General features: G+C 41.6%; 17 protein-coding genes. 11 read left to right on the forward strand and 6 right to left on the reverse strand.

What is annotated here, in order from left to right:
- The first annotated feature begins 1 nt into the window (after nucleotide 1).
- The 5 genes from AAA970_RS06370 (at nucleotide 2) to AAA970_RS06390 (ending at nucleotide 7504) form a co-directional block, all read left to right on the forward strand.
- Nucleotides 2-3163: an efflux RND transporter permease subunit gene (locus AAA970_RS06370; protein ID WP_338236411.1), complete on the forward strand. Its 3162-nt coding sequence runs from the start codon at nucleotides 2-4 to the stop codon at nucleotides 3161-3163.
- Complete coding sequence (locus AAA970_RS06375) at nucleotides 3111-4517, forward strand: TolC family protein (RefSeq protein WP_338236412.1); 1407 nt, start codon at nucleotides 3111-3113, stop codon at nucleotides 4515-4517. Before AAA970_RS06370 ends, AAA970_RS06375 begins: the two co-directional genes overlap by 53 nt.
- A gap of 118 nt (nucleotides 4518-4635) precedes the next feature.
- Nucleotides 4636-5700, forward strand: a complete 1065-nt coding sequence (locus tag AAA970_RS06380) for a sensor histidine kinase (RefSeq protein ID WP_338236413.1) — start codon at nucleotides 4636-4638, stop codon at nucleotides 5698-5700.
- Nucleotides 5693-6466, forward strand: a complete 774-nt coding sequence (locus tag AAA970_RS06385; RefSeq protein WP_338236414.1) for a LytR/AlgR family response regulator transcription factor — start codon at nucleotides 5693-5695, stop codon at nucleotides 6464-6466. The genes AAA970_RS06380 and AAA970_RS06385 overlap by 8 nt, the downstream gene beginning before the upstream one ends.
- 165 nt (nucleotides 6467-6631) lie before the next feature.
- Nucleotides 6632-7504 (forward strand): glycine betaine ABC transporter substrate-binding protein, encoded by an 873-nt coding sequence (locus AAA970_RS06390; RefSeq protein WP_338236415.1) that lies wholly within the window; start codon nucleotides 6632-6634, stop codon nucleotides 7502-7504.
- Between the two features lies 1 nt (nucleotide 7505).
- Here the strand turns inward: AAA970_RS06390 and AAA970_RS06395 are convergent, their stop codons facing one another.
- Nucleotides 7506-8315, reverse strand: a complete 810-nt coding sequence (locus tag AAA970_RS06395; RefSeq protein ID WP_338236416.1) for a hypothetical protein — start codon at nucleotides 8313-8315, stop codon at nucleotides 7506-7508.
- Nucleotides 8316-8658: 343 nt separating this feature from the next.
- Nucleotides 8659-9579: a helix-turn-helix domain-containing protein gene (locus tag AAA970_RS06400; protein WP_338236417.1), complete on the reverse strand. Its 921-nt coding sequence runs from the start codon at nucleotides 9577-9579 to the stop codon at nucleotides 8659-8661.
- Between the two features lie 209 nt (nucleotides 9580-9788).
- Between AAA970_RS06400 and exaC the strand changes: the two genes are divergently transcribed.
- Nucleotides 9789-11312, forward strand: coding sequence for an acetaldehyde dehydrogenase ExaC (gene exaC, locus AAA970_RS06405; protein ID WP_338236418.1), 1524 nt, complete (start codon nucleotides 9789-9791; stop codon nucleotides 11310-11312).
- 248 nt (nucleotides 11313-11560) lie between these two features.
- The gene (locus AAA970_RS06410; RefSeq protein WP_338236419.1) at nucleotides 11561-11941 is read left to right on the forward strand and encodes a DUF779 domain-containing protein; all 381 of its coding nucleotides are present in this window, start codon (nucleotides 11561-11563) and stop codon (nucleotides 11939-11941) included.
- A 494-nt stretch (nucleotides 11942-12435) separates the two neighbouring features.
- Here the strand turns inward: AAA970_RS06410 and AAA970_RS06415 are convergent, their stop codons facing one another.
- Complete coding sequence (locus AAA970_RS06415; protein ID WP_338236420.1) at nucleotides 12436-13668, reverse strand: IS256 family transposase; 1233 nt, start codon at nucleotides 13666-13668, stop codon at nucleotides 12436-12438.
- Nucleotides 13669-13872: 204 nt separating this feature from the next.
- Here AAA970_RS06415 and AAA970_RS06420 point away from each other — a divergent pair, with 204 nt between their 5' ends.
- Both AAA970_RS06420 and AAA970_RS06425 read left to right on the forward strand, forming a co-directional pair.
- Nucleotides 13873-14421, forward strand: coding sequence for a YehS family protein (locus AAA970_RS06420; protein ID WP_338236421.1), 549 nt, complete (start codon nucleotides 13873-13875; stop codon nucleotides 14419-14421).
- A gap of 876 nt (nucleotides 14422-15297) precedes the next feature.
- Entirely contained in the window at nucleotides 15298-16392 is a 1095-nt protein-coding gene (locus AAA970_RS06425; protein WP_338236422.1) for a PAS domain-containing sensor histidine kinase, read from the forward strand.
- Between the two features lie 93 nt (nucleotides 16393-16485).
- On the opposite strand, the gene AAA970_RS06430 is transcribed toward AAA970_RS06425, so the two are convergent.
- From AAA970_RS06430 to AAA970_RS06440, 3 genes are all read right to left on the reverse strand, one after another.
- Nucleotides 16486-16677: a cold-shock protein gene (locus tag AAA970_RS06430; RefSeq protein WP_053404629.1), complete on the reverse strand. Its 192-nt coding sequence runs from the start codon at nucleotides 16675-16677 to the stop codon at nucleotides 16486-16488.
- A 141-nt stretch (nucleotides 16678-16818) separates the two neighbouring features.
- Nucleotides 16819-17493 (reverse strand): DsbA family oxidoreductase, encoded by a 675-nt coding sequence (locus AAA970_RS06435; RefSeq protein ID WP_338236423.1) that lies wholly within the window; start codon nucleotides 17491-17493, stop codon nucleotides 16819-16821.
- Nucleotides 17494-18327: 834 nt separating this feature from the next.
- Complete coding sequence (locus AAA970_RS06440) at nucleotides 18328-18663, reverse strand: YciI family protein (RefSeq protein WP_338236424.1); 336 nt, start codon at nucleotides 18661-18663, stop codon at nucleotides 18328-18330.
- A gap of 292 nt (nucleotides 18664-18955) precedes the next feature.
- Between AAA970_RS06440 and AAA970_RS06445 the strand changes: the two genes are divergently transcribed.
- Together AAA970_RS06445 and AAA970_RS06450 are read left to right on the forward strand one after the other, a co-directional pair.
- The gene (locus AAA970_RS06445; protein ID WP_338236425.1) at nucleotides 18956-20329 is read left to right on the forward strand and encodes a hypothetical protein; all 1374 of its coding nucleotides are present in this window, start codon (nucleotides 18956-18958) and stop codon (nucleotides 20327-20329) included.
- A 565-nt stretch (nucleotides 20330-20894) separates the two neighbouring features.
- Nucleotides 20895-22412, forward strand: coding sequence for a GAF domain-containing protein (locus AAA970_RS06450; protein ID WP_338236426.1), 1518 nt, complete (start codon nucleotides 20895-20897; stop codon nucleotides 22410-22412).
- The last annotated feature ends 50 nt before the right edge of the window (nucleotides 22413-22462 follow it).

Genomic DNA, 22462 nt, shown 5'->3' on the forward strand with positions numbered 1-22462 from the left:
TATGAAAAGTATTATATCTTATTTTATAAAGTTTCCATTGGCCGTAAACCTGGTCATGGTATTGATATTTGTGTTTGGTCTGGTGTCTTTATCGGGAATTCAACGCAATTTCTTCCCCAATTTCCCGAACTACAATATTTATGTGGATGTCTTGTATCCCGGGGCTTCTCCTGAGGAAATTGAGGAAGGCGCTACGCTCAAAATCGAAGAAGAGGTCAAGGGGATTTCCAACATGGAGCGGGTGACATCGGTATCTTCCGAGAATAGCGGCAAGGTGACGATTGAGATGGAGCGTGGAACCGACATGGATAAAGCCCTTACCGATGTGAAGAATGCCGTGGAGAAAATCGCCTCTTTCCCTACGGGGGTGGAATCGGTGGTGGCTTATAAGCATGACAATGTGAATTTTGCCGTTAACTTCACTGTTACCCCCAAGGGAGATCAGTCCGTTTCATTGAAATACCTGAAACAGGAAGCTCAGAAAATGGAGCACGATTTATTGAAGATTCAGGGAATTTCAAAAGTGGATTTGGCCGGATATCCGGAGGAGGAAATCGGGGTATTGCTGGATGAAGAGGCTATGGAGGCTTATAATCTGACGTTTCAGGAAGTAAGCATGGCGGTAAGCGCAGCCAACCTGATAATGACCGGCGGTACCATTAAAGATGGAGAGGAAGAGTTTTTTATTCGAATGCGGAATAAGTCCTATGAGAGTATGGGGCTGGAGGATATTGTGGTGCGTCATACTGCTGCTGGAGGGGTGATCCGCCTTTCCGATGTGGCGACGATCAAAGACCAATGGGAAGACACGCCCTCCAAAGTGATGTATAATGGTAAGCCCGCCTTTTTGGTGATTATCAATACTACTTTTGAAGAAGATGTTGTGCAGGCCTCGGATATTGTGAAGGAATACATAGCAGATTACAATGCACGCCAGGACGTGCTGGAAGCTGCATTGAATAAGGATATGAGTATCATCCTGCAACAGCGAATAGACCTGCTGGTGGATAATGGATTGATGGGGATTATTCTGGTTTTGATTTTTCTATCACTTTTCCTAAATCCTCGAATTGCTTTTTGGGTGGCAGTAGGTATCCCTTTTTCTATGATGGGGATGTTTATTTTGATTCCGGCTACTTCGGTTACCATTAATATGATGTCTTTATTTGCCATGATCCTAGTCTTAGGAATATTGGTGGATGATGCCATCGTGGTGGCAGAAAACATATATCGTCATTGGCAAATGGGTAAACCGCCGGTGAAAGCGGCCATCGATGGAACCTTGGAAGTTTCTCCGGCCGTGGTGTCAGGCGTCATCACGACCATGCTGGCTTTCTCGGCTTTTATGTTTGTCGATGCTACCATGGGCGATATGTTTAGTGAGGTCGCCATTATTGTCATCAGTATTCTTTTTGTATCGCTAATTGAGGGACTGATTATTCTTCCGGCACACGTGGCCCATTCAAAGGCATTGAAGCAGGGGGAAAAGACAGCATGGCAAAAATACATGGGTTGGGCAGAAAGAGGACTGTTAAAGTTCCGCGATAAAGTTTATGTGCCCATATTCAGAAAGTCGATTGAATATAAGTCGGTGACCTTCGCCATTTTTACGGCGATGTTCATTATTTCTATTGGCATGGTAGCCAATAGAATTGTAGGCTCGACCTTCTTTCCAGAGGTAGAAGGGGATGATTTTACGATTGAGCTGACCATGCCCCGTGGGATGGAGGAAGCCGTCACCCAGCAATATCTGGATAAAATTATGCATGCGATTTGGGAAGTAAATGACGAACTACGTGATGCTCAGCCCGGACAGCAGGATATGGTTCAGGATGTATTTCAGCGTTTTCTTTCTTCAGGAAGTCAGGCTTCCATGCAAATCACACTTTTGGATGCTGAACAGCGAAATGGGGCCGCTTCCGATGTCATTCAACGCATTCGAGACAAAGTGGGGGACATTCCCGGAGCAGAGGGTTTGACCTATGAGTCCTTTAGTCCATTTGGAAAGGCGGTCGCGATTTCATTAGTAGGAGATGATAATGAGGTATTGCAGCAAGCCAAAGAAGATTTAAAAATCGGCTTACGTGCCATGCCGGAGCTAACGGATATTTCGGATATTACGCCGATTGGTAATCGTGAATTTGAGATTGAGCTGAAGGAGAAGGCACATTATCTGGGGGTAACGGTGCAAGAAGTAATTTCACAAATTCGAGATGGATTCTTTGGCCGTGAAGCACAACGCTTGCAAAGAGGGAAAGATGAGGTGAAAGTCTGGGTCAAATATCCGGAAGAAAACCGCCGAGATCTGGGCCAGCTGGAAGACATGAAAATTCGCCTGGCGGATGGGTCGGCTTATCCCTTATCAGAATTAGCGACCATCAAAATGGTCAATGGCGTGGCCAATATCCGCCATTTGGAATATGACCGGGAGGTGCAGCTGCAGGCCAATCAGGTAGACCCCAAAGCCTCACTGCCCGACATTATGAAAAAGATGCAAAAGGAAGTGCTCCAACCTATTCTGGCGAAATATCCTGGAGTGACGGCTGACTTTGACGGGCAGCAAAGAGAGATGGTCAAAACGGTCAACTCCATTAAGTTCGTTTTGCCGATAGTTTTGGTTTTGATGTTTGCGATGGTGGTCCTGACTTTAAGGTCAGTAAGCCAGTCTGTTTTGGTCTACGCCATGATCCCACTCGCCTTTATCGGGGTGGTGTTCGGTCACTGGTTTCATGGCTTCTCCGTTTCGATGATGTCCGGAATGGGCATGATTGCACTGGTGGGCGTGATGATTAACGACGGCCTGGTATTGATCAATGCCATGAACATTAATCTGAAAGAAGGAATGCCCTATAAGGAAGCACTGATTGAGGCCGGTATTTCTCGCTTTCGCCCGATTATACTGACCACCCTGACTACGGTGGTAGGGATGGCTCCCATGGTTTTCGAAACGAGCTTGCAGGCGCAATTCCTGATTCCGGTAGCCTTGTCTTTGGCTTACGGGATGATTCTGGCCACAACGACTACCTTATTGTTATTGCCGGCGATGTTGTTGGTGGTGAATCAGCTTAAAGTAAAAATCGCTTCTCTTCGTGAAGGTCGAACCGTGTCGAATGAAGAAGTCGAAAGTGCAATTAAGGAAATGGAGTACGAATATGAAGATTAATAAATATTTGTTAATAGGTGGATTGCTTTTCTTAAGCAATTCCCTTTGGGCGCAGGATAAGGATACTACGGCTTTGCCCGGATTGCTGAACCTTCAGAAAGCCATTGAAGTAGCCCTGGTGAATAATTATGATTTGAAGATTGCTCAGAATCAATTGAAGCAGTCTGAAAATAGTGCCACAGCCGGAAATGCAGGATTGCTACCTTCTCTTACGGCAAACGGCGGAACGGAGTACTCAGTGAATAACACAGAGATGCAGTTTGTCAATATGGGTGAAACCCCTTCGGCAGGAGAAGTGATCAATATTGACGGGGCGGAAACACTGACCTACAATGGGAATGTCCGGATGGATTATACCTTATTTGATGGATTCGGAAATGTGTATACTTATAAAAAGCTGAAGGATGCCAATGACCTGCAACAGACCTTATTTCGACAGCAAATGGAAATGACGATTTTTCAGGTGGCTCAGCAGTATTATGAGGTGGCCCGTAGTCAGCAAAATTGGCATCTGGCCAAGAGCTCTTTAGCGATATCCAAAGACCGGTATGTGCGGGCAGTAGATCAGAAAGCTTTTGGGCAGGCGAATCAATTGGATTTGTTAAATGCAGAGGTCGATATGAATTCGGATTCTACGACTTTATTGCAGGCTGAACAACAGTTTGTGATGGCAGTGAAGGATTTGAATGTGATTCTAGGGGTTGCGGTCCAGGAGACTTTTGAAGTGGATGATCAGATTGCCTTCCGGGAAGATATCAATATGGAGGATGTGCTGGCCAATACGATGACGAATAATGCTGCTTTGGTCACGCAACAAAAGCAGGAGGGCATTAGCGAATGGGATATGAAGATTACCAAAGCCAGAAAAATGCCTTCGATATCCGCTTACGGTAGTTATGGGTATAGCCATATGGATACCGATGCCGGTCAAATATTGTACAATGAAAGCAAAGGTTTTACGGGTGGATTAACGGCCAGCTTCAATATTTTTAATGGGCGACAACAAAGAACCGCAGAGCAAAATGCCAAGCTGGATTTGATGTCGGAGCAGGAACGCAGCCGTCAGATTATGGCAGAGGTGGAGCGGGATGCAGCCAATGCCATTACGGACTATCAATACAAGCGCAGGATAGTGGAGTTGCAGAAAAGTAGCTTACAACAGGCCGAATTAAATTTTGAAACCACCAAGGAAATGTATGCCCTGGGGCGTGCGACTTCCATAGAATTCCGTACCGCTCAGGAGAATTTATTGAGTGTGGCGAATCGCTACAGTGATGCTCAATATCAGGCGAAAATAGCGGAATTTTATCTGCTTCAGCTGAGTGGATCCTTAATCGGCGATTATCAACAATAAGAAATAACGCAAGGGGCATTTTTTGCACCGCTGTGTTTTTTATATTACAGTGAGGGCGGAGGAGCATTTCAATCCGCCCTTTTTATATTTATGTTTTTGGAAATGACTAATGAGAGGAATGGGCAGATTTAAGCTTTTTAAACCCGATATTCGAATATTTTTACTGCCGCTGGTGGGCGTTTTAATGATGGCCACCTCTATGGCATTGATGTTCATTTTTGAATATCGTACTTTCTCTGAGATCAGAGAAATCAGTTTATCCCGCACCATTTTTATATTATTAGAGACTTTTGTTTCTATCGGGATCATGTCACAGGTGATCTATTACCTCAATGAGGTGCTGCCCTGGAGTAAATCTTGGTGGCGCAGGTTTTTGGCTAATTTTGCTATGCTGTTGTGCTTTGTTTTTGCGATGTCCATCATGATAAGCTGGAATGAAGGGGTGATCTTTAAATACCTGACGAAAATGGGTACGGGTGAAATTCCTAAAGAAATGAGGTTCGTGATGCCAGTGTTGACTAATACTTTGTTTATGACATTAATTGAATTGCTTTTGCAGTTTGAGACGCAATCAGAACTTAAGGTAAAATTAGCCCGATTGGAGAAAGAAAAAATCAATAGCCAGTATTCGGCCCTGAAAGGGCAGTTAGATCATCATTTTCTTTTTAATAATTTAAGCGTGCTTTCCTCTATAATTTATGAGGATGTAGAAAAAGCCGACAGCTTCATTCAGGAGTTTTCAAATGTATATCGCTATGTATTACAAATCAATGAAAAGGATCTAGTGACCGTTGAAGAGGAACTTAAATTCATCGATGCCTATCTTTATTTGTTTAAAAGCAGGTTTGAAGAGGGCTTTCAGTATGAAATTGAGGTGGCGGAAGAGGATCTTCATAAAATGCTGCCGCCTTTGTCCCTACAGGTTTTGGTAGAAAATGCCATCAAGCACAATGCCATCGCCAAGTCCAAACCCATGTTATTAAAGATTTCTACAAACGGTAGGGGGGAGTTGCAGGTAATTAACACTTTTCAGCCCAGAGGAGAAAAAGTATCCTCGACTGACACCGGTCAGAAAAATCTCCGGGAAAAATTTCTTTTATTAAATATACCAGCTCCATCCTACGAGCAGGAAAATGGAAATTATATTGCCACGCTTTCATTAATTGATCAGCAAAATGACTAAGATTCTAATAGTGGAGGATGAAATGCCTTCCGCAAGAAAATTACAAACTTTCCTTTCACAAATCAGACCGGATTACCAGGTGGTTAAGGTTTTGGAATCAGTCAAAGAAACGGTTGACTTTTTGTCGGATACTGAGGTAGATCTGATTTTTCTGGATATTCATCTTGCTGATGGCAATGGCTTTTCTATTTTTGATCAGTTGCAGGTGAATTGTCCCATCATTTTTACTACTGCCTATGATGAATATGCTCTGCAGGCTTTTTCACAATTTGCGGTGGATTATTTGCTTAAGCCGCTTTCCAAGGGGAAGTTATTAGAGGCCATTGAGAAATATGAGAAAATGTTTGGCGGCACGGCCAGTGCTGGAGACTCTGGTCTAAATTATCAACAATTAAGCGAGTTAATTCAGCAGGGAAAGCCGGTGGAATATAAACAGCGTTTCATGGTATACTATCGGGAGACAATCAAAGCCATAGGTGTAAAAGAAATCGCCTATTTCTTTGCAGAAAGCAAATCGGTTTTTCTAATGACGCATGAAGGCCGGTATTACGATATCAATTATTCACTTGATCAATTAGAGCAGGAGCTTGATCCCAAGAATTTTTTCAGGGCGAACAGGAAATTTCTTATTATGATAGATGCCGTGAAAGAAGCGATTGCCTATTCTAAGGGGAAATTAAAGCTGTTTTTGACTCCTGAGGCCCCCTCTGAGGTTTTTATCTCTGCCGAGAAAGCCACTAGATTTAAACAGTGGTTGAATATCTAAAACCATAATTTTTGTATTATTCCAACTCAGATATTTGTGATGTTTTTAATAATTTTAGAACAATTTTTGTTAAAAATCATCCAGTTTATTGATTATTCCTTTACTTTTGTTGCTATAACCATTTGACCGGCAGGATTTAATCTATGAAGACCTGCTTAATGATTTATGAGACTTTGCCTTTTAAGCTTTTTATTTCTTATTCTCAGTTTCTTCAATGTATCCTGTGGCTCTCAGGAACAAAAGCAACAAGTGGATCAACCACAATTTACCATTGCTTATGCCAATTGGGCAGAGAGCGTGGCCATGACCTATCTGGTTAAGCACCTTTTTGAAGAGAAAGGCTATGAGGTCAGATTGGTGAATGCCTCCATAGACACCGCCTTTGCCCTTTTGGCAGACGGGAGTGCGGATTTGTTTCTGGATGCCTGGCTTCCCAACACGCATGCGAGTTTTGTGGAGCAATATCAGGATCAACTGGAGGATTTGGGTGTAACGGTAGCTCAGACCAAATTGGGCCTGATGGTTCCGGAATATATGGCCAATTTGGATGATATTGCTCAGCTTAATGATTATAAAAAAGAGTTGGGCGGAAGAATCGTGGGTATTGATCCAAAATCCGGTTTGCATATCCTCACCCAGAAAGCCATGGAAGTTTACCAATTGGATTATGAATTGCAGGCGACCACAGGCCCTCAATTGGTGGATAGTTTGCGAAAAGCGATGGAGGAGAAAATGCCCATTTTGGTGACCGGTTGGTTCCCGCACTATATGATTACGGAGATGGGAATGAAGTTTCTGGATGATCCGCTGCTGGTGTATGGCTCAGAAGAAAAAATTCATGCCTTATCCCGAACAGGTTTTGCGGCCGAAGACCCTAAAATCAAAAATTTCTTTCAGAATTTTAAACTGACCAATTATGAGATCGCGAGTCTTATGCAGGCCTTTGAAAATAAGGCAGCGGATCCTGAGGAGGTGGCACAGGCCTGGGTAGAAGAGAATCGTGGTCTGGTAAACTCCTGGTTTAACCGCGCTCATTAGTTTATTTCACCTGTAAATGGATATGATCATCATGTCGGACGGCTTTACAGCCGTGGTAACGAATACGATTATCCTGAAGTCCTAACCGTTGTGCTAAATGGGGTTCAATAAAAATCTTTTCCCAACAATTTTTTTTTAATAATGCCTGAAACAGGGCTTTATTGCCTTTTGAAGAAAAGGAGAGGTGCTGATTGATTTTTCCGAAAGTAAGGTATTGGGGAAAAGAATACTGTTTAAACCCGCTGCGTATACATTGATTAATTTGGTCTTTTTCATGGGGTAGTGGGGGTTCAAATACCCCATAGCCAGAGTGTGATTTTAGGCGGTTGATAATGGAACCGTCCTCCGGATCCTGATAAATAAGGGCAATGTCAATTTTTTTGCCATCATCATGGCTCAAATGGGGCAATAGGGGGAAGCCATTGATGAAAGGGAAGTTTGCATCCAAGCAGTTAATTTTGATATCCGTGCCCTCAAGTTGGTCGGCAGCACTATGCAAGGCCTGATTGAGTTTTGGGGTTACGTAATTTCTGTTGAGCAAAACGGTCCAGGCTTGTGTTATAAGTTGGGGATGGTCCTTTATGGGAATTCTGCCGAAAAAAGGGCTAATGTTGGGGATCAGGATAAAAGTAGCCAGTAGGTATAAGGCCGAGAATATTCCGATTCTTTTTAAAAGTGAAAAAGGAGAAAAGAGCCTTTTAAACCAAAGGGTGATTAATAAAATAATGCCCCCAATTTGGGAGATGATGGTTAGTAACAGGAAAATCCAGGCATAAAAAAGTAGGCGTAAAAAAGGGCGAACCTTGTTCATAAGGCGGGGTATATTTTGGTTGGTATTTCCGTTTAAAAAAAATCACCGATTCTGGCAGGGCAGAAGCTAAGCCAATAAAGATAACAATACAGGGCTTTCTTCCAAATGAAATGGAGACTGCACCTAATCGAAATGGCAATATTTCACCCGGATTTAAACACGGTCTTAGCTCAAATTGAGGAAGGCTTGCTTTCTCCTCATTCGCCTGCTTCGTTGGAAATAACTCAAAATAGGAAAAATTCCTTTCTTTTTCCCGTCCAACACTTAAACGAAGATTTAAGCAGGAAGAATCTGGCTTAACTTTTCTCAGCACGAGGAGATTAGGGATAGAATTTTCTTAGTTTTACAGAAATTGGTTCCGGAAAGTCTTGGGGGAGCAGTGGTTTTTTCTTTTAAATTGTCGGTTGAAATAAGATATATTATTGAAACCGCAGGCCAGATAAACCTCCTTGATGGGAATTTCCGGATTTTGTAATAGGTTCCGGGCTTTGGAGATTCTTTTTTCTATCAGGTATTCAATAGGGGAGATACCTACTTCATTTTTAAAGACCCGATGAAAGTGTGATTCACTCATATATACCTTTTGACTTAAGGTTTTAATGTCGAGTGGTTCATCCAAATGCTGCTGTATGTATTGCATAATAAAGGCGACCCGATTATTGCTATAAATTGCCTGCTCCCCCTTTTCGTATTGGGCTTTTTTCTCATGCTGAAGAATACGAATCAAAAGTTCTTTCAGCGCAAAGTCCAGAAATAGATCTTTCGTCGGATGATCCTCAGTAAAGATCAGTAGGATATGCTGAAGCACCTGCTGCAGGGCATAGTCATGCTTGAAATGGAAGTTAATTCGGCTCATTAACCATTCGTTTTCTTCTCTCGATTTAAATCGTTCATTGATGAGTTGTAGAATCTCTTTGATTTTTTCTTCGGAGATGGTCATCGCCAGGCAGCGGGTGGGATTTTGGAAACTGGCCTCCGGGAAGTCGATCAGCATTGGGGTTTCGGGCAATAGCAGGAGCGATTCTGATGGAAGAAAATTGAACGACTTTCCTTCGTTAAGTTGCATGATTTTTTTGCCCTGCATCATGGTCGCTAAAACCGGTGCATCAAATTTTAAACTAATTTTTTCTGCTACCTCATGTGTTTCAAATATATGAAGCTCAGCATGTTCGAGCTGGTAGGAGGTTTTGTTTTCCACCAGTTGCTCCAGTTTTCGGTATTGATGAAATTCTTTCGATAATTGCATAAATGGGCCTCGGGTCATGATGAAGATTTAATAAAAAATAATCAAATTTGGGCGATTGTGGAAAAATAATAAATAAAAAATAGTGCTCATTTTTGGAAACTCGCAAGGATAGTGCAAAGAGGATGATAGGATAGTTCAATTGTTCCAGCTTTTATTTCGGTAAATTCTAAGTAAGTATCCCTCAATAGATTAGGGGATGAGTCCTCACCCGAAAACCAAATTATAATATGAGCAATGTATCAACCGCTGTAGATCAGCAATTAGCAAAACCTACTTTTAAGAATCAGTATGAAAACTTTATTGGAGGCCAGTGGCTTGCCCCGGTAAAAGGCGAATACTTTGAAAATACTTCCCCTGTAGATGGTGCCGCCTTTACTCAGATAGCCCGATCTACTGCTGAAGATGTCGAACTGGCCATAGATGCCGCCTGGAAAGCTGCTGAAAGCTGGAATAATTCCTCTGCTACCACCAGAAGCAATATGCTTTTAAAAATAGCGGATGTTATGGAAGCGAATCTGGAAATGCTGGCGAGGGCAGAAACCTGGGATAATGGGAAAGCCATTCGGGAAACGATGGCGGCGGATTTGCCATTGGCCATTGACCATTTCCGGTATTTTGCGGGGGTTATTCGGGCTGAGGAAGGCAGCATTAGTGAGCTGGATTCCGATACGGTTTCCACCAATGTGTGGGAGCCATTAGGGGTAGTGGGGCAGATCATCCCATGGAATTTTCCAATTTTGATGGCGACATGGAAGCTGGCTCCTGCATTGGCGGCCGGGAATTGTGTGGTATTAAAGCCGGCAGAACAAACGCCCGTGGGAATTTTGGTGTTAATGGAGCTTATTGAGCATCTGATTCCCGCAGGAGTAGTGAATATTGTCAATGGCTTTGGACCGGAAGCAGGTAAGCCCCTGGCCTCAAGCCCTCGCATTCGAAAAGTCGCTTTTACCGGTGAAACCACTACCGGGCAGCTTATTATGCAATATGCCTCTAAAAATATTACGCCGGTAACCCTGGAGCTGGGAGGAAAGTCCCCTAACATTTTCTTTTCTAATGTGATGGATGCAGATGATGATTTCTTCGATAAATGCCTGGAAGGGGCAGCGATGTTCGCATTGAATCAGGGCGAAGTTTGTACCTGTCCCTCCAGAATGTTGGTGCAGGAAAGTATTTATGATGAATTCATGGCACGTGTAGTAGAACGGGTAAAGGCGATTAAATTGGGCCACCCGCTGGATCCGGAAACGATGATGGGCGCGCAAGCCAGTAATGATCAATATCAAAAGATTTTGAATTATTTGGAGATTGGTAAAGAAGAGGGCTGCAAGGTGTTGGCCGGTGGTGAGGCGGCTTTTAACGAAGGTTTAGAAGGAGGATATTATATTCAGCCCACGATTTTGGAAGGGAATAATAAAATGAGGGTTTTCCAGGAAGAGATTTTTGGTCCTGTGGTTTGTGTGACCAAATTTAAAGATGAGGCCGAGGCTTTGGAAATTGCCAACGACACCCTCTATGGTCTTGGAGCAGGCGTTTGGACCAGAGATATGCATCAGGCATATCAGATTTCCAGACAGGTGCAAGCAGGCCGCGTTTGGGTGAATTGCTATCATTTATATCCGGCGCATGCGCCCTTCGGAGGGTATAAAAAATCCGGTATAGGTCGGGAAACGCATAAAATGATGTTGAATCACTATCGCCAAACCAAGAATATGCTGATCTCTTATGATAAAAAAGCGATGGGATTCTTCTAGTAAGCGTCCAGAAGTTCGGCTATTCGTAAGGAAAATTACCTGTTGTGGTATGGAGCTCGCTTTGTTTGAAGTGTATTCCACCTCTTTTGCAGTGATTCCTATGGGTAACAAAGTTATTCCTGTCCTTTATTTCGGATGGCCGGGCTTTTATACCGCTTTATTCCTGATGTTGATTTTAGCGGATTGATTTTAAAAAGGGAGTCTGCTATTGACTCCTTTTCTGTTGGTTTAATTTAAAACAATAAAATATGATGCCCAGAGTAACGGTCTCAAAAGATGCCGCAGCGCTTATTGCCAGCTTAAAGCAGAAGTTTGGCGCATTAATTTTTCATCAGAGTGGGGGCTGTTGCGATGGTTCATCCCCGATGTGTTTGGAAAAAGGGGATCTGATGATCAATGAAACTGACGTTTGGTTAGGGGAAATTGAGGGTTGTGATTTTTATATGTCCAAGGATCAGTTTGCTTATTGGCAGCATACCCAAATAGAAGTGAGGGTGGTCGCCGGTAGAGGTTCGAGTTTTTCCCTGGAAATCCCTTCTGGTAAGCGATTTATTATTTCCTCCAGAATGTTTTCAGAGGAAGAGCTTTCAGACCTTTCCCCCATACATTTTGGGGAATACCAGTCTTAACCCGAATTATTCACCGCTAGCTTTAGTGTTTACTGCAAAAGACTTACTGTTAGGTTATTGAAATTGGATTTGCTGAATTTTTGATAGCCTAAATTTGGGCAAGCTTGCTTTTTCCTCATTCATCTGCCTCCTTGGAAAAAACTCGAAATAGGAAAAATTCCATCATTTTTTCTGCCAAACATCAAAACGAGGATTTAAGCCTGAATAATCCGGGTTAAATTTTCGTTCTGGTTGAATTCATCTCAGGGCCTTTTCAAAATCTGGAATGCGGATTAAAAATTTAATACCATTGGGCAATGGTATCAGGTTTTTTAGGTGAAAAGCCTGCTGGTAGTCGTAGTTGGTGTATTAGCCTAAATTATTCATCGCTAGATTCAGGTTGTCGCCTTAAGTGTGTTTTTGCAGTTTGTAAATTGATTTTGCTGATTTGATATTAGCCACTATTTGGGAAGTTTGACGAGCTATGCCCAAAAGTGGTGTTCAGGAGGTCGAAGTTAAGCGGCCTGTTTGATCTCTTCGCCGTCTTTAAATTTAACTTCTCTGATTACTTTTTCAATGGTTTTATAGCCCCGTATTCGATTCCAGTTTTTCTCCGCACACATGCCGAGTTTGAATATCATATGGAGCATTCCGTCCCGATCCAAGCAACCCTTTGATCGCTTCGTACGATGTCTGATCGTCCCAAAAGCGGACTCTATCGGATTGGTGGTTCGGATGCTTTGCCAATGTTCGGCGGGAAAGTCGTAAAAATTCAGCAATTCATCACGGTCTTTTTGTAAACAAATTGCAGCTTTCGGATACTTTGCCTCATAAGTATCTATGAATAAGTCAAATGCTTTATCGGCTTCGTCTTTGGTTTCGGCCATCCATATTTGATGGATTTTGTCCTTAGCCTTTTGTTGAGCCGATTTGGGTAAGCAATTCAAAACATTGCCGGTTTTATGCATCCAGCAGCGTTGCGCCTTTGTTTTAGGGAATTCTTCTTCCAGTGCTGCCCAAAAGCCCAGAGCCCCGTCACCAACCGCAAGTTTAGGCGCATTCATACCGCGGTGTTTCAGTTCGAGTAATACCTCTTTCCAGCTTTGTTTTGACTCTCTGACCCCATCTTCAATCGCTAAAAAATGCTTCCTGCCTTGACCGTCAACTCCAATAACGACCAGTGCACAAAGTTTATCATCTTCCTTCCTCAGACCACTGTAGATGCCATCAACCCAAATATAAGCCCACTCTCTATCTTCTAAAGAGGCTTTTCGCCAGACATCGTATTCCTTTCCCCATTCTGTTTTTAAACGGGAAATAGTGCTAGAAGACAAACCGCTGGCTCCGGGGCCTAAGAGCGCTTCTAAAGCATCATTCATTTCCCCCGTTGAAATACCCTTGAGATAAAGCCAGGGTATCGCAGCCTCCAGGGATTTCGATTTTCGAACATATGGCGGAACCAGAACCGATTGGAATGAAACCGGGGCTCCTGTTTTGGAACGAATCTTTGGAACTCTGACCGTTACGGGGCCAATACCTGTCTGAACTTCTCGTTCCGGCAAATGACCGTTTCGGACTACTGCGGCTTTTCCATCATCAGTTTTAAGGTCGCGGAATTGCTTTAAATATTCCTCTAACTCCGCCTCAACCGCAAGGCGTATGATTTCTTTAGCTCCCGCCCGAATCGTCTCTGTTAATAGATCGTGAGTTGTTTCCGCAATCGGTGGGATTTGATTAATTTCGCTCATGGTGGCAAATTTTTGGCTTGTTTTTTATTGGCGTTTAAATCAACCAATTTTGCCGCTATTTTTCAACCCCCAAACACCACTTTCGGGCATATCTCGGAAGTTTGCCTTCTCCTCAATTATCTGCTTCCTTGGAAAAACTCGAAACAGACCACTATTCCTTTATTTTTCCCGCCTTTTGGCTAAACGAGTATTTAAGCATGAATAATGCGGCTTAAGTATTTAGTGATGGATTTTACGGTTTCCCTCCTTTCAATATTGTATCTTTGGGATCTTAAAAGAGCTAGAGAAATGGAGAATAATGATATTTTAAGAAGGCTACGGTACGCTTTCGATTTTAACGATAAACAAATGATAGGCCTTTTTGAAGAAGGAGGGGTGTCTACAGACCGAGCCCAAGTGAGTAACTGGCTGAAGCGGGACGATGATCCTGATTTTGTGGAACTCAAGGATGTGGAACTAGCGGCTTATTTGAATGGCCTGATCGTATTAAAGAGAGGGAAAAAAGAGGGAGTCACTTATCAGCCCGAACAAAAACTGAATAATAACATCATCCTCAGGAAATTGCGGATCGCATTGAATTTCAAAGATGAGGATATGTTAGGGATTTTGCGTAAAGTGGATTTTAAATTAGGCAAACATGAGCTGAGTGCCTTTTTTAGGAAGCCGGAACAGGCGCAGTACCGCCTATGTAAAGATCAGGTATTGCGTAACTTTCTATATGGTTTAGAAAAGCAATTGCGTAAGAAAGCTTAGGCCGTATTCAAGGAGCCAAACTCCTTTAGAAAAATGAAAATAGCGCCAAAGTAAAACGGATTTATTGGGGGTAATATGCTTCGGTTTTATAGTGGAGAGTTATCCTCAAGTGAATCTTTATCATGTGAAAGCTCCGGCTAGAGATACATTCGCCTTAAGCCAAATTATTCACCGATCAATGTATTATCTCATTTGAATAGCCTTATTTAAGAGGGATGTGATTGGTTTAGCTGATTTTTATATTACCAAATGGGATGAGCTTGTTTGCTATACCATCCTCTGCTTCATTGGGAAAAATCGAACCAGGAAAAATTCCATCAGCTTTCAGTCATACAGCTAAACATGAATATTTCGGTTTAATTAAACGGTGGAAATTTCTTGATTTTAAATCGGTGTGTTTCTCTTTGGAATGTGCCAGGATATTTTTCTATATACCCTTTTGAGCAATATTTTGATGCCCCAGACTGCTCAATCCTCCTCTATTTTCCGTGAAATTTCATCATAAGCGTTGGTGTTTTTCTGGCAAAAAGGACCAATATCTTACCTTTGTTTATTTTCCCATTATTCTTCCTGTTAAACATTTAAGTCTTTTCGCTATTGAGGGAACTTACGAATTTTGGAAATAACAGGGGAGCTTATTGTGAAAGCCTCATTTTTAAGTAATTAACTCCAACCTATTAGCCGATATACTAAGCTCTTTAGGCCCTTTTTTTAGCAAAAGCGTTTTTATCTGATCATGGCCTTTTTGGTTGCACTTCGATTTCCTGGTTTAAAATGAGATTCAGGAATAAAAAGTACAGTTTACGCAAAAGAAGGTGGAAACCGTAAGTCTCTGATTTTCGATTGATTAAGGAGTGAATGATCAAATTTAGGGCTATGAAAATAAATCATTTTCAAAAAAATCATGGGGATTGGGAAAACTTTGATAAGGATTATCGACTAGGGCTTGACTACCGGTTGATGTATGAAAATGCCCCGGATATGTATTTATCAGTAAACCCTGAAAATGGAAAGATCATCGGATGTAACAACACCCTTTTCAAGAAAACAGGTTTTACCAAAGCAGAAGTGTTAAATAAAACCGTTTTTTATATTTATGATCCAAGTTGTCATGAAGAAGTCCGGGAGGCTTTGGAAACTTTTAGAGAATGCGGCCGATTGGAGAATCAGCAATTAATGTTCAGAACTAAGGCGGGAGGCGTCATTCCAATCCTCTTGAGTGTGGAAGCTGTACGGGATGGGAATGGTAATATTATGTATTCCAATGGTTGTTGCCGGGATATTTCTGATAGATATCGTTTACAGCAAGAGATTAATCAGTTTGCCTATGTGGCTTCTCATGATTTGCAAGCCCCATTGAAGTCAGTGAAAGGGGCTTTGGAGGTTTTTCAAATGATGAATCAAAATATAGTCAATGAAGAGAGTGTTGAGTTATTGAAGGTAGTCGACCAATCTTTGGATAGAATGACTCTTTTGATTGAGGGGCTATTGGAGCACAGTCAAATCGGGAAAAGTTTCTTAAAAGAAAAATTGGATATGAATGGGGTGGTGGGAGATGTTTTGGTTGATTTGGCCTCCTCCATTGAGAGTAGCGGTGCGAAGGTGGTTTATGGTTATTTGCCGGAAGTAGAGGTTTATCCGGTGGAAATTCGGTTGTTATTCCAAAATTTGATTGGTAATGCGATAAAATTTCAAAAAAAAGGGAAAGTGCCCATGGTGGCTATTGAATTTAGTGAGTCGCCCAAATATTTTCAGTTTGTGGTGTCCGACAATGGTATTGGAATTCCAGAGCATCAGCAATCCGCTATATTTAGGATGTTTAGTCGATTAAATAGTCCGACTGATTTTGAAGGTACGGGTATTGGGCTGGCGCATTGTAAGAAAATTGTGGAACTACATGGAGGGGAAATCTGGCTGAATTCTGACTTTGGTATGGGTTCGCAGTTTTATTTTACCCTTCCCAAATCATAAAATTTAGCCGCTGTGTTTAGCAGCAAAAAAGTAAAGCGCATAAAAAAGCCCGAAATTTCGGGCTTTTCCATTTAATGGGTAATGAATAATATTTTATACGCGTTTTACGTTAATAGCATTCAATCCTTTTCTTCCTTCGGTAAGTTCGTATTCTACGTCATCACCTTCTCTGATTTCCTCAGTACAACCTGTTACGTGTACAAAGTACTCTTGTTTTGTTTCCTCATCGATGATAAAGCCGAAACCTTTGTCATCATTGAAGAACTTTACTGTTCCTTTTTTCATTATTAAAATATTGTGCTTGAAGGTAGCCGTTATTTATATGTTTTCAAAATTCTGAAGGTGATTTTTTAAATGTTTTGTTTTTTTTGGAGGATTCCAATTGTATTCTGCAAATAGTGGCTAATTATAATCCAATTGATGGTTTTAACAACAACCGTCACTTCCACAACAAGCCCCATCGTCTTTGGAGTGATTTTCGATTTGTTGGAAGGCATTTGACCAGTTTTCAGGGGTTTGAGCGCCCTGAATCATGAATTGATCGTTGATGATAAAGGTGGGTACAGCAGCAATTCCCTCGGCCCGAAATGCAGCCTCCTCCCGATTGACTTCCTGCATGCCGTGGTCAGTTTGTAAAAATTCTTCCAATTTCAGTTTACTCATACCAGCCTGTTCGCCATATTGGGCAAGTGTTTTCAGGTTTTCTACATCCGCACCCATTTCGAAATAAGCTTGAAATAATATTCTGGACAGCGCGTCATCTTTTCCCTCCATACGTGCAAAATGCATTAATCGATGTGCCTGAAGCGTGTTAGGGACATTTTTTACTTTTGAAAAGTTCATATTCACCCCTTCCTGCTGTGCCACTGCTTCCATTTGAGCGATCATCGGTTTGGGGTCCTGTTGATACTTGTTTCCCAAAAAGGTTTCGTAATGTTCTTGATTTCCAGCCTGAATTTCCGGATGTAATTGGAAAGGTCTCCAGCTGATTTCTGCTTTCACATTTCCCGAAGATTTTAAGGCTTTCTCAAGTCTGCTCACTCCAATGTAACACCATGGGCAGACCACATCAGAAACTATTTCAATTTTAAGTTTTTTCATTTTTTCCATATTAACCGTGAAATTAATAAGGCTTTCCCCCTCGAAAAGTCAGATAGGAAACATGTCTGTTTTATCTTTTCCGAAAATGGGAATGCCCCGTATTCGTTTTTTGGGAATAATCTGGGGGTATAAACCTTTTATCCAGAGGAGCACAAGCCATCCATCGGTAGTAGTAAATGCTATTTTCCATCTTTAGGCTAAGTTTTTGTTCAATATGATGAATACGAATCGTCTTTTCTTCCAAATTCCCCGCAATCATTATATGGCCTCTTTTTTACCACTTCAGGGAAGTGGTGCAGCTCATTTTTTATGAGCGTGTTTAATAGCTAAAATTCGTAACTTAATTTTGATTATTGCAGCAACGATACGGGATTATTTTGAGAGAATAGCAGTGCTATTGTTGAGAAATTAGCCTAAATCGCTTCCACTAATTTGAGTTTGCAGTCGGATGGTGCGTGCGGTTTTATACACGCTTTAAGTCCTGCGTATTAATATCGGCCAAAACGGTATCATATGCCTTTTTTAGTTTTACTTTATATTGGTGACCCAGCTGGAAAGGAATGTACTTAGTTTGGTTAGTGTCGAAGTTTTTCTCCGTTACTTCGATGTGGGAGGGATTATTATCCCGAATTATACACCGCCAGATTTAGTGGGTGGTCTTAACTGGTTAAATTCCAAGATCATAAGGTTGTTTTGCTGATTTATTAATAGTCCAAATGTGGGCATGCGTTCTTCTTCCGTCTTCATTTGCTTATTTGGAAAAGAGGTGAAATAGAAAACTATTCCTTTGTTTTTCCAGCCATGCCGGTAAATATTTAAGCATGATTATTAGGGTCATGGCTGCTTTTGAGCAATTTTTTCATGTACTTTATTGACTCGAAGTAGAGCGGCACTTCCATACCAGGGTTTTAATTCCATTTTTAGGCTTCGGGCTTGTATTGCCGGATCTGTGGCGGTCAGCGCTTCGGCCTCCTCAATAGTGGGGACGTCAAAAATATAAATCCCTCTTAGCGCTTTATCGTCCATAAAGGGGCCAGCCAATACCAATTTACCCTCTGTGGCAAGTTTTTGAATGTTTTTTAAATGTTCCTTTTGAAGTCTGACTTTTTCCTCCTGACTCAAGTTCTGATTTTCTCCAGCGTAGAGCAAAGCCATAACGTACTTTTTCATTCCATATTGATCTGCCCCAAGCTCGTTTGCCAAGCCTTTATCGAATGATGAATTTTGTCCATGGACAGCACCATTTAAAAAGAAAATAAATGGGACTATAAAGTATAAAAAATACGGATTATGGTTTTTTGTTAAATATGTAATCATTTTGAGAAGTAGGTTTAGTGATCGTTTTGATTGTGGTTAAATGAATTGAAAGTCAGTATTTTATGGCATATTAAAGTGTTTTTCGGATAAAACAAAGTTGTATGATGGCCGTAATTCCTAATACCATTAATGTAGGTTTTGCATCATGCTAGATTATAATCATTTGAGTTTTCGATCCACATTTGGCGGGCTTTTGGGGATGTTGTTAGGTTTAAATGTGATCGTGTTTTTTTCGGCCTGGTATTTTTCAACGAATCATAATTTGGAGATTGATGTAGCCGGCCGCAATAGGATGTTGTCTCAAAAAATTGCTTTATACCTTAATTTATATTATTCAGGAGATTACTCCGTGCGTCCAATTATTGAAGAGGCTTATCAATGGCATGAAGCGGCCTTGGAGGCTTTGCAGCATGGGGGCGAACTTTCCACTTCAAAATACGAAGGGGAATTAAAGTCCAGTAACAGTGAAACAGTCAAACAAGCCCTCCGAAATGCCAAAGCCGAGTATGTAGCTTTTTATTACGTTGGGAATATTATTCTGGATACCAAGGCCTCGGTCGCTCAGAAAGAACAAGCGATACAATATATTAATCTACATGCTCCTATTTTACTCGAACTAAATGAAGCTGTGGTCAGGGCGATCACCTCACATGACCAGCTGGAAAGGGGGAAAATGCAATTATTTGTTTATGGGAACCTGGCTTTAATGCTGATGGTTTGTTTGTTATTACTGATATACTTATTTCGGCATGTTTTTCAATTCATGGACAAAATGAAACATGGATTGCGCAGAATCACGCTTGGAGATTATGATTACCGACTGGAAGAGGGTGGCGGTAAAGAGCTGGAAGAGCTGTCTCGACATATTAATGTTTTGGTTCGACTTCTCGTTCCAGATCAGGGGAGTGATATGGAGGAGGAGCAAAAACAGTTTAAGAAAGCGTTGGCAAAAAAAAGTATTAAGGAAGAATTAATTCAGGCCTTAAATGCCACTAGATTAGACTTACTAAAAAGGCGGGATCGCGAGAATGCCATGAAATGGGAGGTGGAAGGTTATCGTCAATTTTCAGGAGTTTTAGCCAATTATTGTTTCAATAGAATGGGATTCTTAAAGGAAACGGCGGTGTTTCTTTCGAAGTATCTGGGTCTTGTGCAGTTTTCGGTTTTCGAAAGTGAGTGTGAGAAAAATTTAAATTTATTGATTAACCTGAAATTTGGGAAGGAATCAGCGTTTGACTTTTCTGCTTTTTCTGACATCTACCTGGAAGTGATTCAAGAGAATAAGTTTCTGAGTTTTAGTCAATTTCCGGAAGAAATGCGCCCTGCCTTCCCCTGGCTTAAGCAGGAAGAGCGTATCTCTTTACTGCTACTGCCATTGGAGTTCAATGGGCGGGTAATTGGTATGTTGCAAATCCTGTCTTTGGCCCAATTGCCCCCATTTAAAATGGCTTTTATCAATAAATTATCTGCCACGCTGGCTCATGCACTTTACGTTTCAGAGGAAAAAGGGTGGGTCTGAGTACCATTTCCAGAGGAAATAAATTCTGAGACAGGGGAGCCTACTAAAGCGGACATTCTTAAAGTGAATTTGAAGTATTGCGGTCTGATTGTGGGTTGTTTTGAGTGCATAGCAGGGCTATCACGGGAAAAATTCTCAAAGTCGCGTCTAAAAATCAATTTACGACCGCCTGGTGTAATTTTCAACAAATGCTAAACTAACCTGAAATATTCGCCGATAGACTCAAGCAGCTGCTTCAACTGACTTTAATTCAGGTCGGTAAAGTTAGTTTCGCTAATTTTCCATGAGCTCAAATTGAGGTAGGATTGCTTTCTCCTGATTCAATAGCTTCCTTGGCAAAATCTCGAACCAGAAAAAATCCCGTCCTTTTTACCGCCTTTACCGCCAGCGGCTAAACCAGGATTTGAGTATGAATTATCCGAGCTAATGCCATTGTTTTTGGGACTAAAACGGGCGCTCCGCTAGCTTATGGAAGCAGAACAGTGGAATCCACTGATCATATCATTAAGCTTGAAAACAATTTGGTTGGTTTTGATTTATTATTTTGAATTATAATTATTTAAATATGAAAAGAATAACCCAGCTGCCTATACAAAAGTCGTTTGTGGTGATCATAATGTCCGTTTTTTTCGTGAATCTGGCGGTCATTTTATTTGCCCTTAATTTAAGCCAAACCAATAGTGTGGAAATAGACCTTTCCGGTAGAAACCGGATGTTGTCCCAACGAATGGTACTTTTTAGTAAATTATATAAGGATGGGGATGAAACAGCCAGGGAAATTGCGCTAAAGGCCTGCAATCTACATGATGAAAGTTTATATGCGCTCAAATACGGAGGGATAGCTCCGGAAATGGGGTCCGGGCAGGTCAGTCCTCCTTCCTCGAAATCCATAGAAAAGGCACTTTTTATGGTGGAGAAAGCTTGGAAGCCTTATCGGGCATCCGTTTTAAAGATTTTGAATAAGGACCAGTATTCCGCAGAGGAGCAGGAAGAGGCTATGCACTTTTTGACTTCTCATACTACCTCCATGTTGAAAATTAATAATGCCTTGGTGCAGGAATACGTAATGCAAAGTAAAGGTCAAAGGAGCACCCTGTTGTATTCGATGATAGGTTATTTGGTTTTCCTTTTTGGGGTGTGTATCATCATGTTGCATTTTTTTAATCGCTTCGTTTTCAGAGAAATTGGGATGCTGGCTCAGGGGATGCGTGGTATAGTGGAGGGTGATTATGAATATCGGTTCAGACCCGGAGGCGGGAAAGAATTATTGCAGTTGAGTAAAAGTCTAAACGAATTTCTGGAAAAGGTTAAGAAGGCCAAAATATATGTTTCTCATTTGGGGGAGGGGAATTTGGATTGGGAAAATTCGGAGAATGACGAATTATTTAGTGCTTTGGAAAGAACTCGAGGGCTACTGTTGGAGGAAAGATTAGCTACCGAACGAAGAGTCTGGGTGAATGAAGGACACGCTTTATTTGCTGACACTTTACGACAGCAATCAGGGGATGTGGGGAAGTTTAGTAGAATGCTTCTGAAGCAATTAGTGGATTACGTGAAGGCGGCGCAGGGTGCGTTGTTTTTGTTAGAAAAGTCAGGTGATCAGCAGGTGTTGGAGATGAAGTCTTGTTATGCTTATAGTCGTGAAAAATTTAAACAAAAGGTCATCCCCTTAGGGGAGGGTTTAATTTCTGAAGTGGTCATGGAGAATCAGTATCATTATATGGTGGATTTGCCAGAGAACTACTGTGAATTGACCACTGGTTTGGGCGGGACGACCCCACGGGCGCTATTAATAGTGCCCTTATCGTCGGATCAGGAAGTTGTGGGGGTTTTAGAATTAGCGGCTATGCGCGAGTTAAAGGACTTTGAAATAGATTTTGTATTGAAACTGGCGGAGAGTATTGGTGCTAGTTTGTTGACTATGAAAATGAATATTCAAAACTTAAAATTGCTGCAGGAGGCGGAAGAAATGGCGGAGCAAATGCGGGCACAGGAGGAGGAGTTAAGGCAAAATATGGAAGAGCTTCAGGCGACTCAGGAGAATATGATTCGAGCAAAAAATGACCGTATCGGGGCAAGTTAGGTTATTTGAAATAGTCATAAAAAAAGCCAAGGCAATAGAAATTGTCTTGG

It is taken from the genome of Persicobacter diffluens (assembly GCF_036244895.1).
GTDB classification, from domain to species: Bacteria; Bacteroidota; Bacteroidia; order Cytophagales; family Cyclobacteriaceae; genus Persicobacter; species Persicobacter diffluens.

Bases quoted from the DNA above. Each gene is read 5' to 3' on its own strand.
- AAA970_RS06370 (WP_338236411.1), top strand. From the start codon at position 2: ATGAAAAGTATTATATCTTATTTTATAAAGTTTCCATTGGCCGTAAAC.
- AAA970_RS06375 (WP_338236412.1), top strand. From the start codon at position 3,111: ATGAAGAAGTCGAAAGTGCAATTAAGGAAATGGAGTACGAATATGAAG.
- AAA970_RS06380 (WP_338236413.1), top strand. From the start codon at position 4,636: ATGGGCAGATTTAAGCTTTTTAAACCCGATATTCGAATATTTTTACTG.
- AAA970_RS06385 (WP_338236414.1), top strand. From the start codon at position 5,693: ATGACTAAGATTCTAATAGTGGAGGATGAAATGCCTTCCGCAAGAAAA.
- AAA970_RS06390 (WP_338236415.1), top strand. From the start codon at position 6,632: ATGAGACTTTGCCTTTTAAGCTTTTTATTTCTTATTCTCAGTTTCTTC.
- AAA970_RS06395 (WP_338236416.1), bottom strand. From the start codon at position 8,315: ATGAACAAGGTTCGCCCTTTTTTACGCCTACTTTTTTATGCCTGGATT.
- AAA970_RS06400 (WP_338236417.1), bottom strand. From the start codon at position 9,579: ATGACCCGAGGCCCATTTATGCAATTATCGAAAGAATTTCATCAATAC.
- exaC (WP_338236418.1), top strand. From the start codon at position 9,789: ATGAGCAATGTATCAACCGCTGTAGATCAGCAATTAGCAAAACCTACT.
- AAA970_RS06410 (WP_338236419.1), top strand. From the start codon at position 11,561: ATGATGCCCAGAGTAACGGTCTCAAAAGATGCCGCAGCGCTTATTGCC.
- AAA970_RS06415 (WP_338236420.1), bottom strand. From the start codon at position 13,668: ATGAGCGAAATTAATCAAATCCCACCGATTGCGGAAACAACTCACGAT.
- AAA970_RS06420 (WP_338236421.1), top strand. From the start codon at position 13,873: ATGCGGCTTAAGTATTTAGTGATGGATTTTACGGTTTCCCTCCTTTCA.
- AAA970_RS06425 (WP_338236422.1), top strand. From the start codon at position 15,298: ATGAAAATAAATCATTTTCAAAAAAATCATGGGGATTGGGAAAACTTT.
- AAA970_RS06430 (WP_053404629.1), bottom strand. From the start codon at position 16,677: ATGAAAAAAGGAACAGTAAAGTTCTTCAATGATGACAAAGGTTTCGGC.
- AAA970_RS06435 (WP_338236423.1), bottom strand. From the start codon at position 17,493: ATGAAAAAACTTAAAATTGAAATAGTTTCTGATGTGGTCTGCCCATGG.
- AAA970_RS06440 (WP_338236424.1), bottom strand. From the start codon at position 18,663: ATGAAAAAGTACGTTATGGCTTTGCTCTACGCTGGAGAAAATCAGAAC.
- AAA970_RS06445 (WP_338236425.1), top strand. From the start codon at position 18,956: ATGCTAGATTATAATCATTTGAGTTTTCGATCCACATTTGGCGGGCTT.
- AAA970_RS06450 (WP_338236426.1), top strand. From the start codon at position 20,895: ATGAAAAGAATAACCCAGCTGCCTATACAAAAGTCGTTTGTGGTGATC.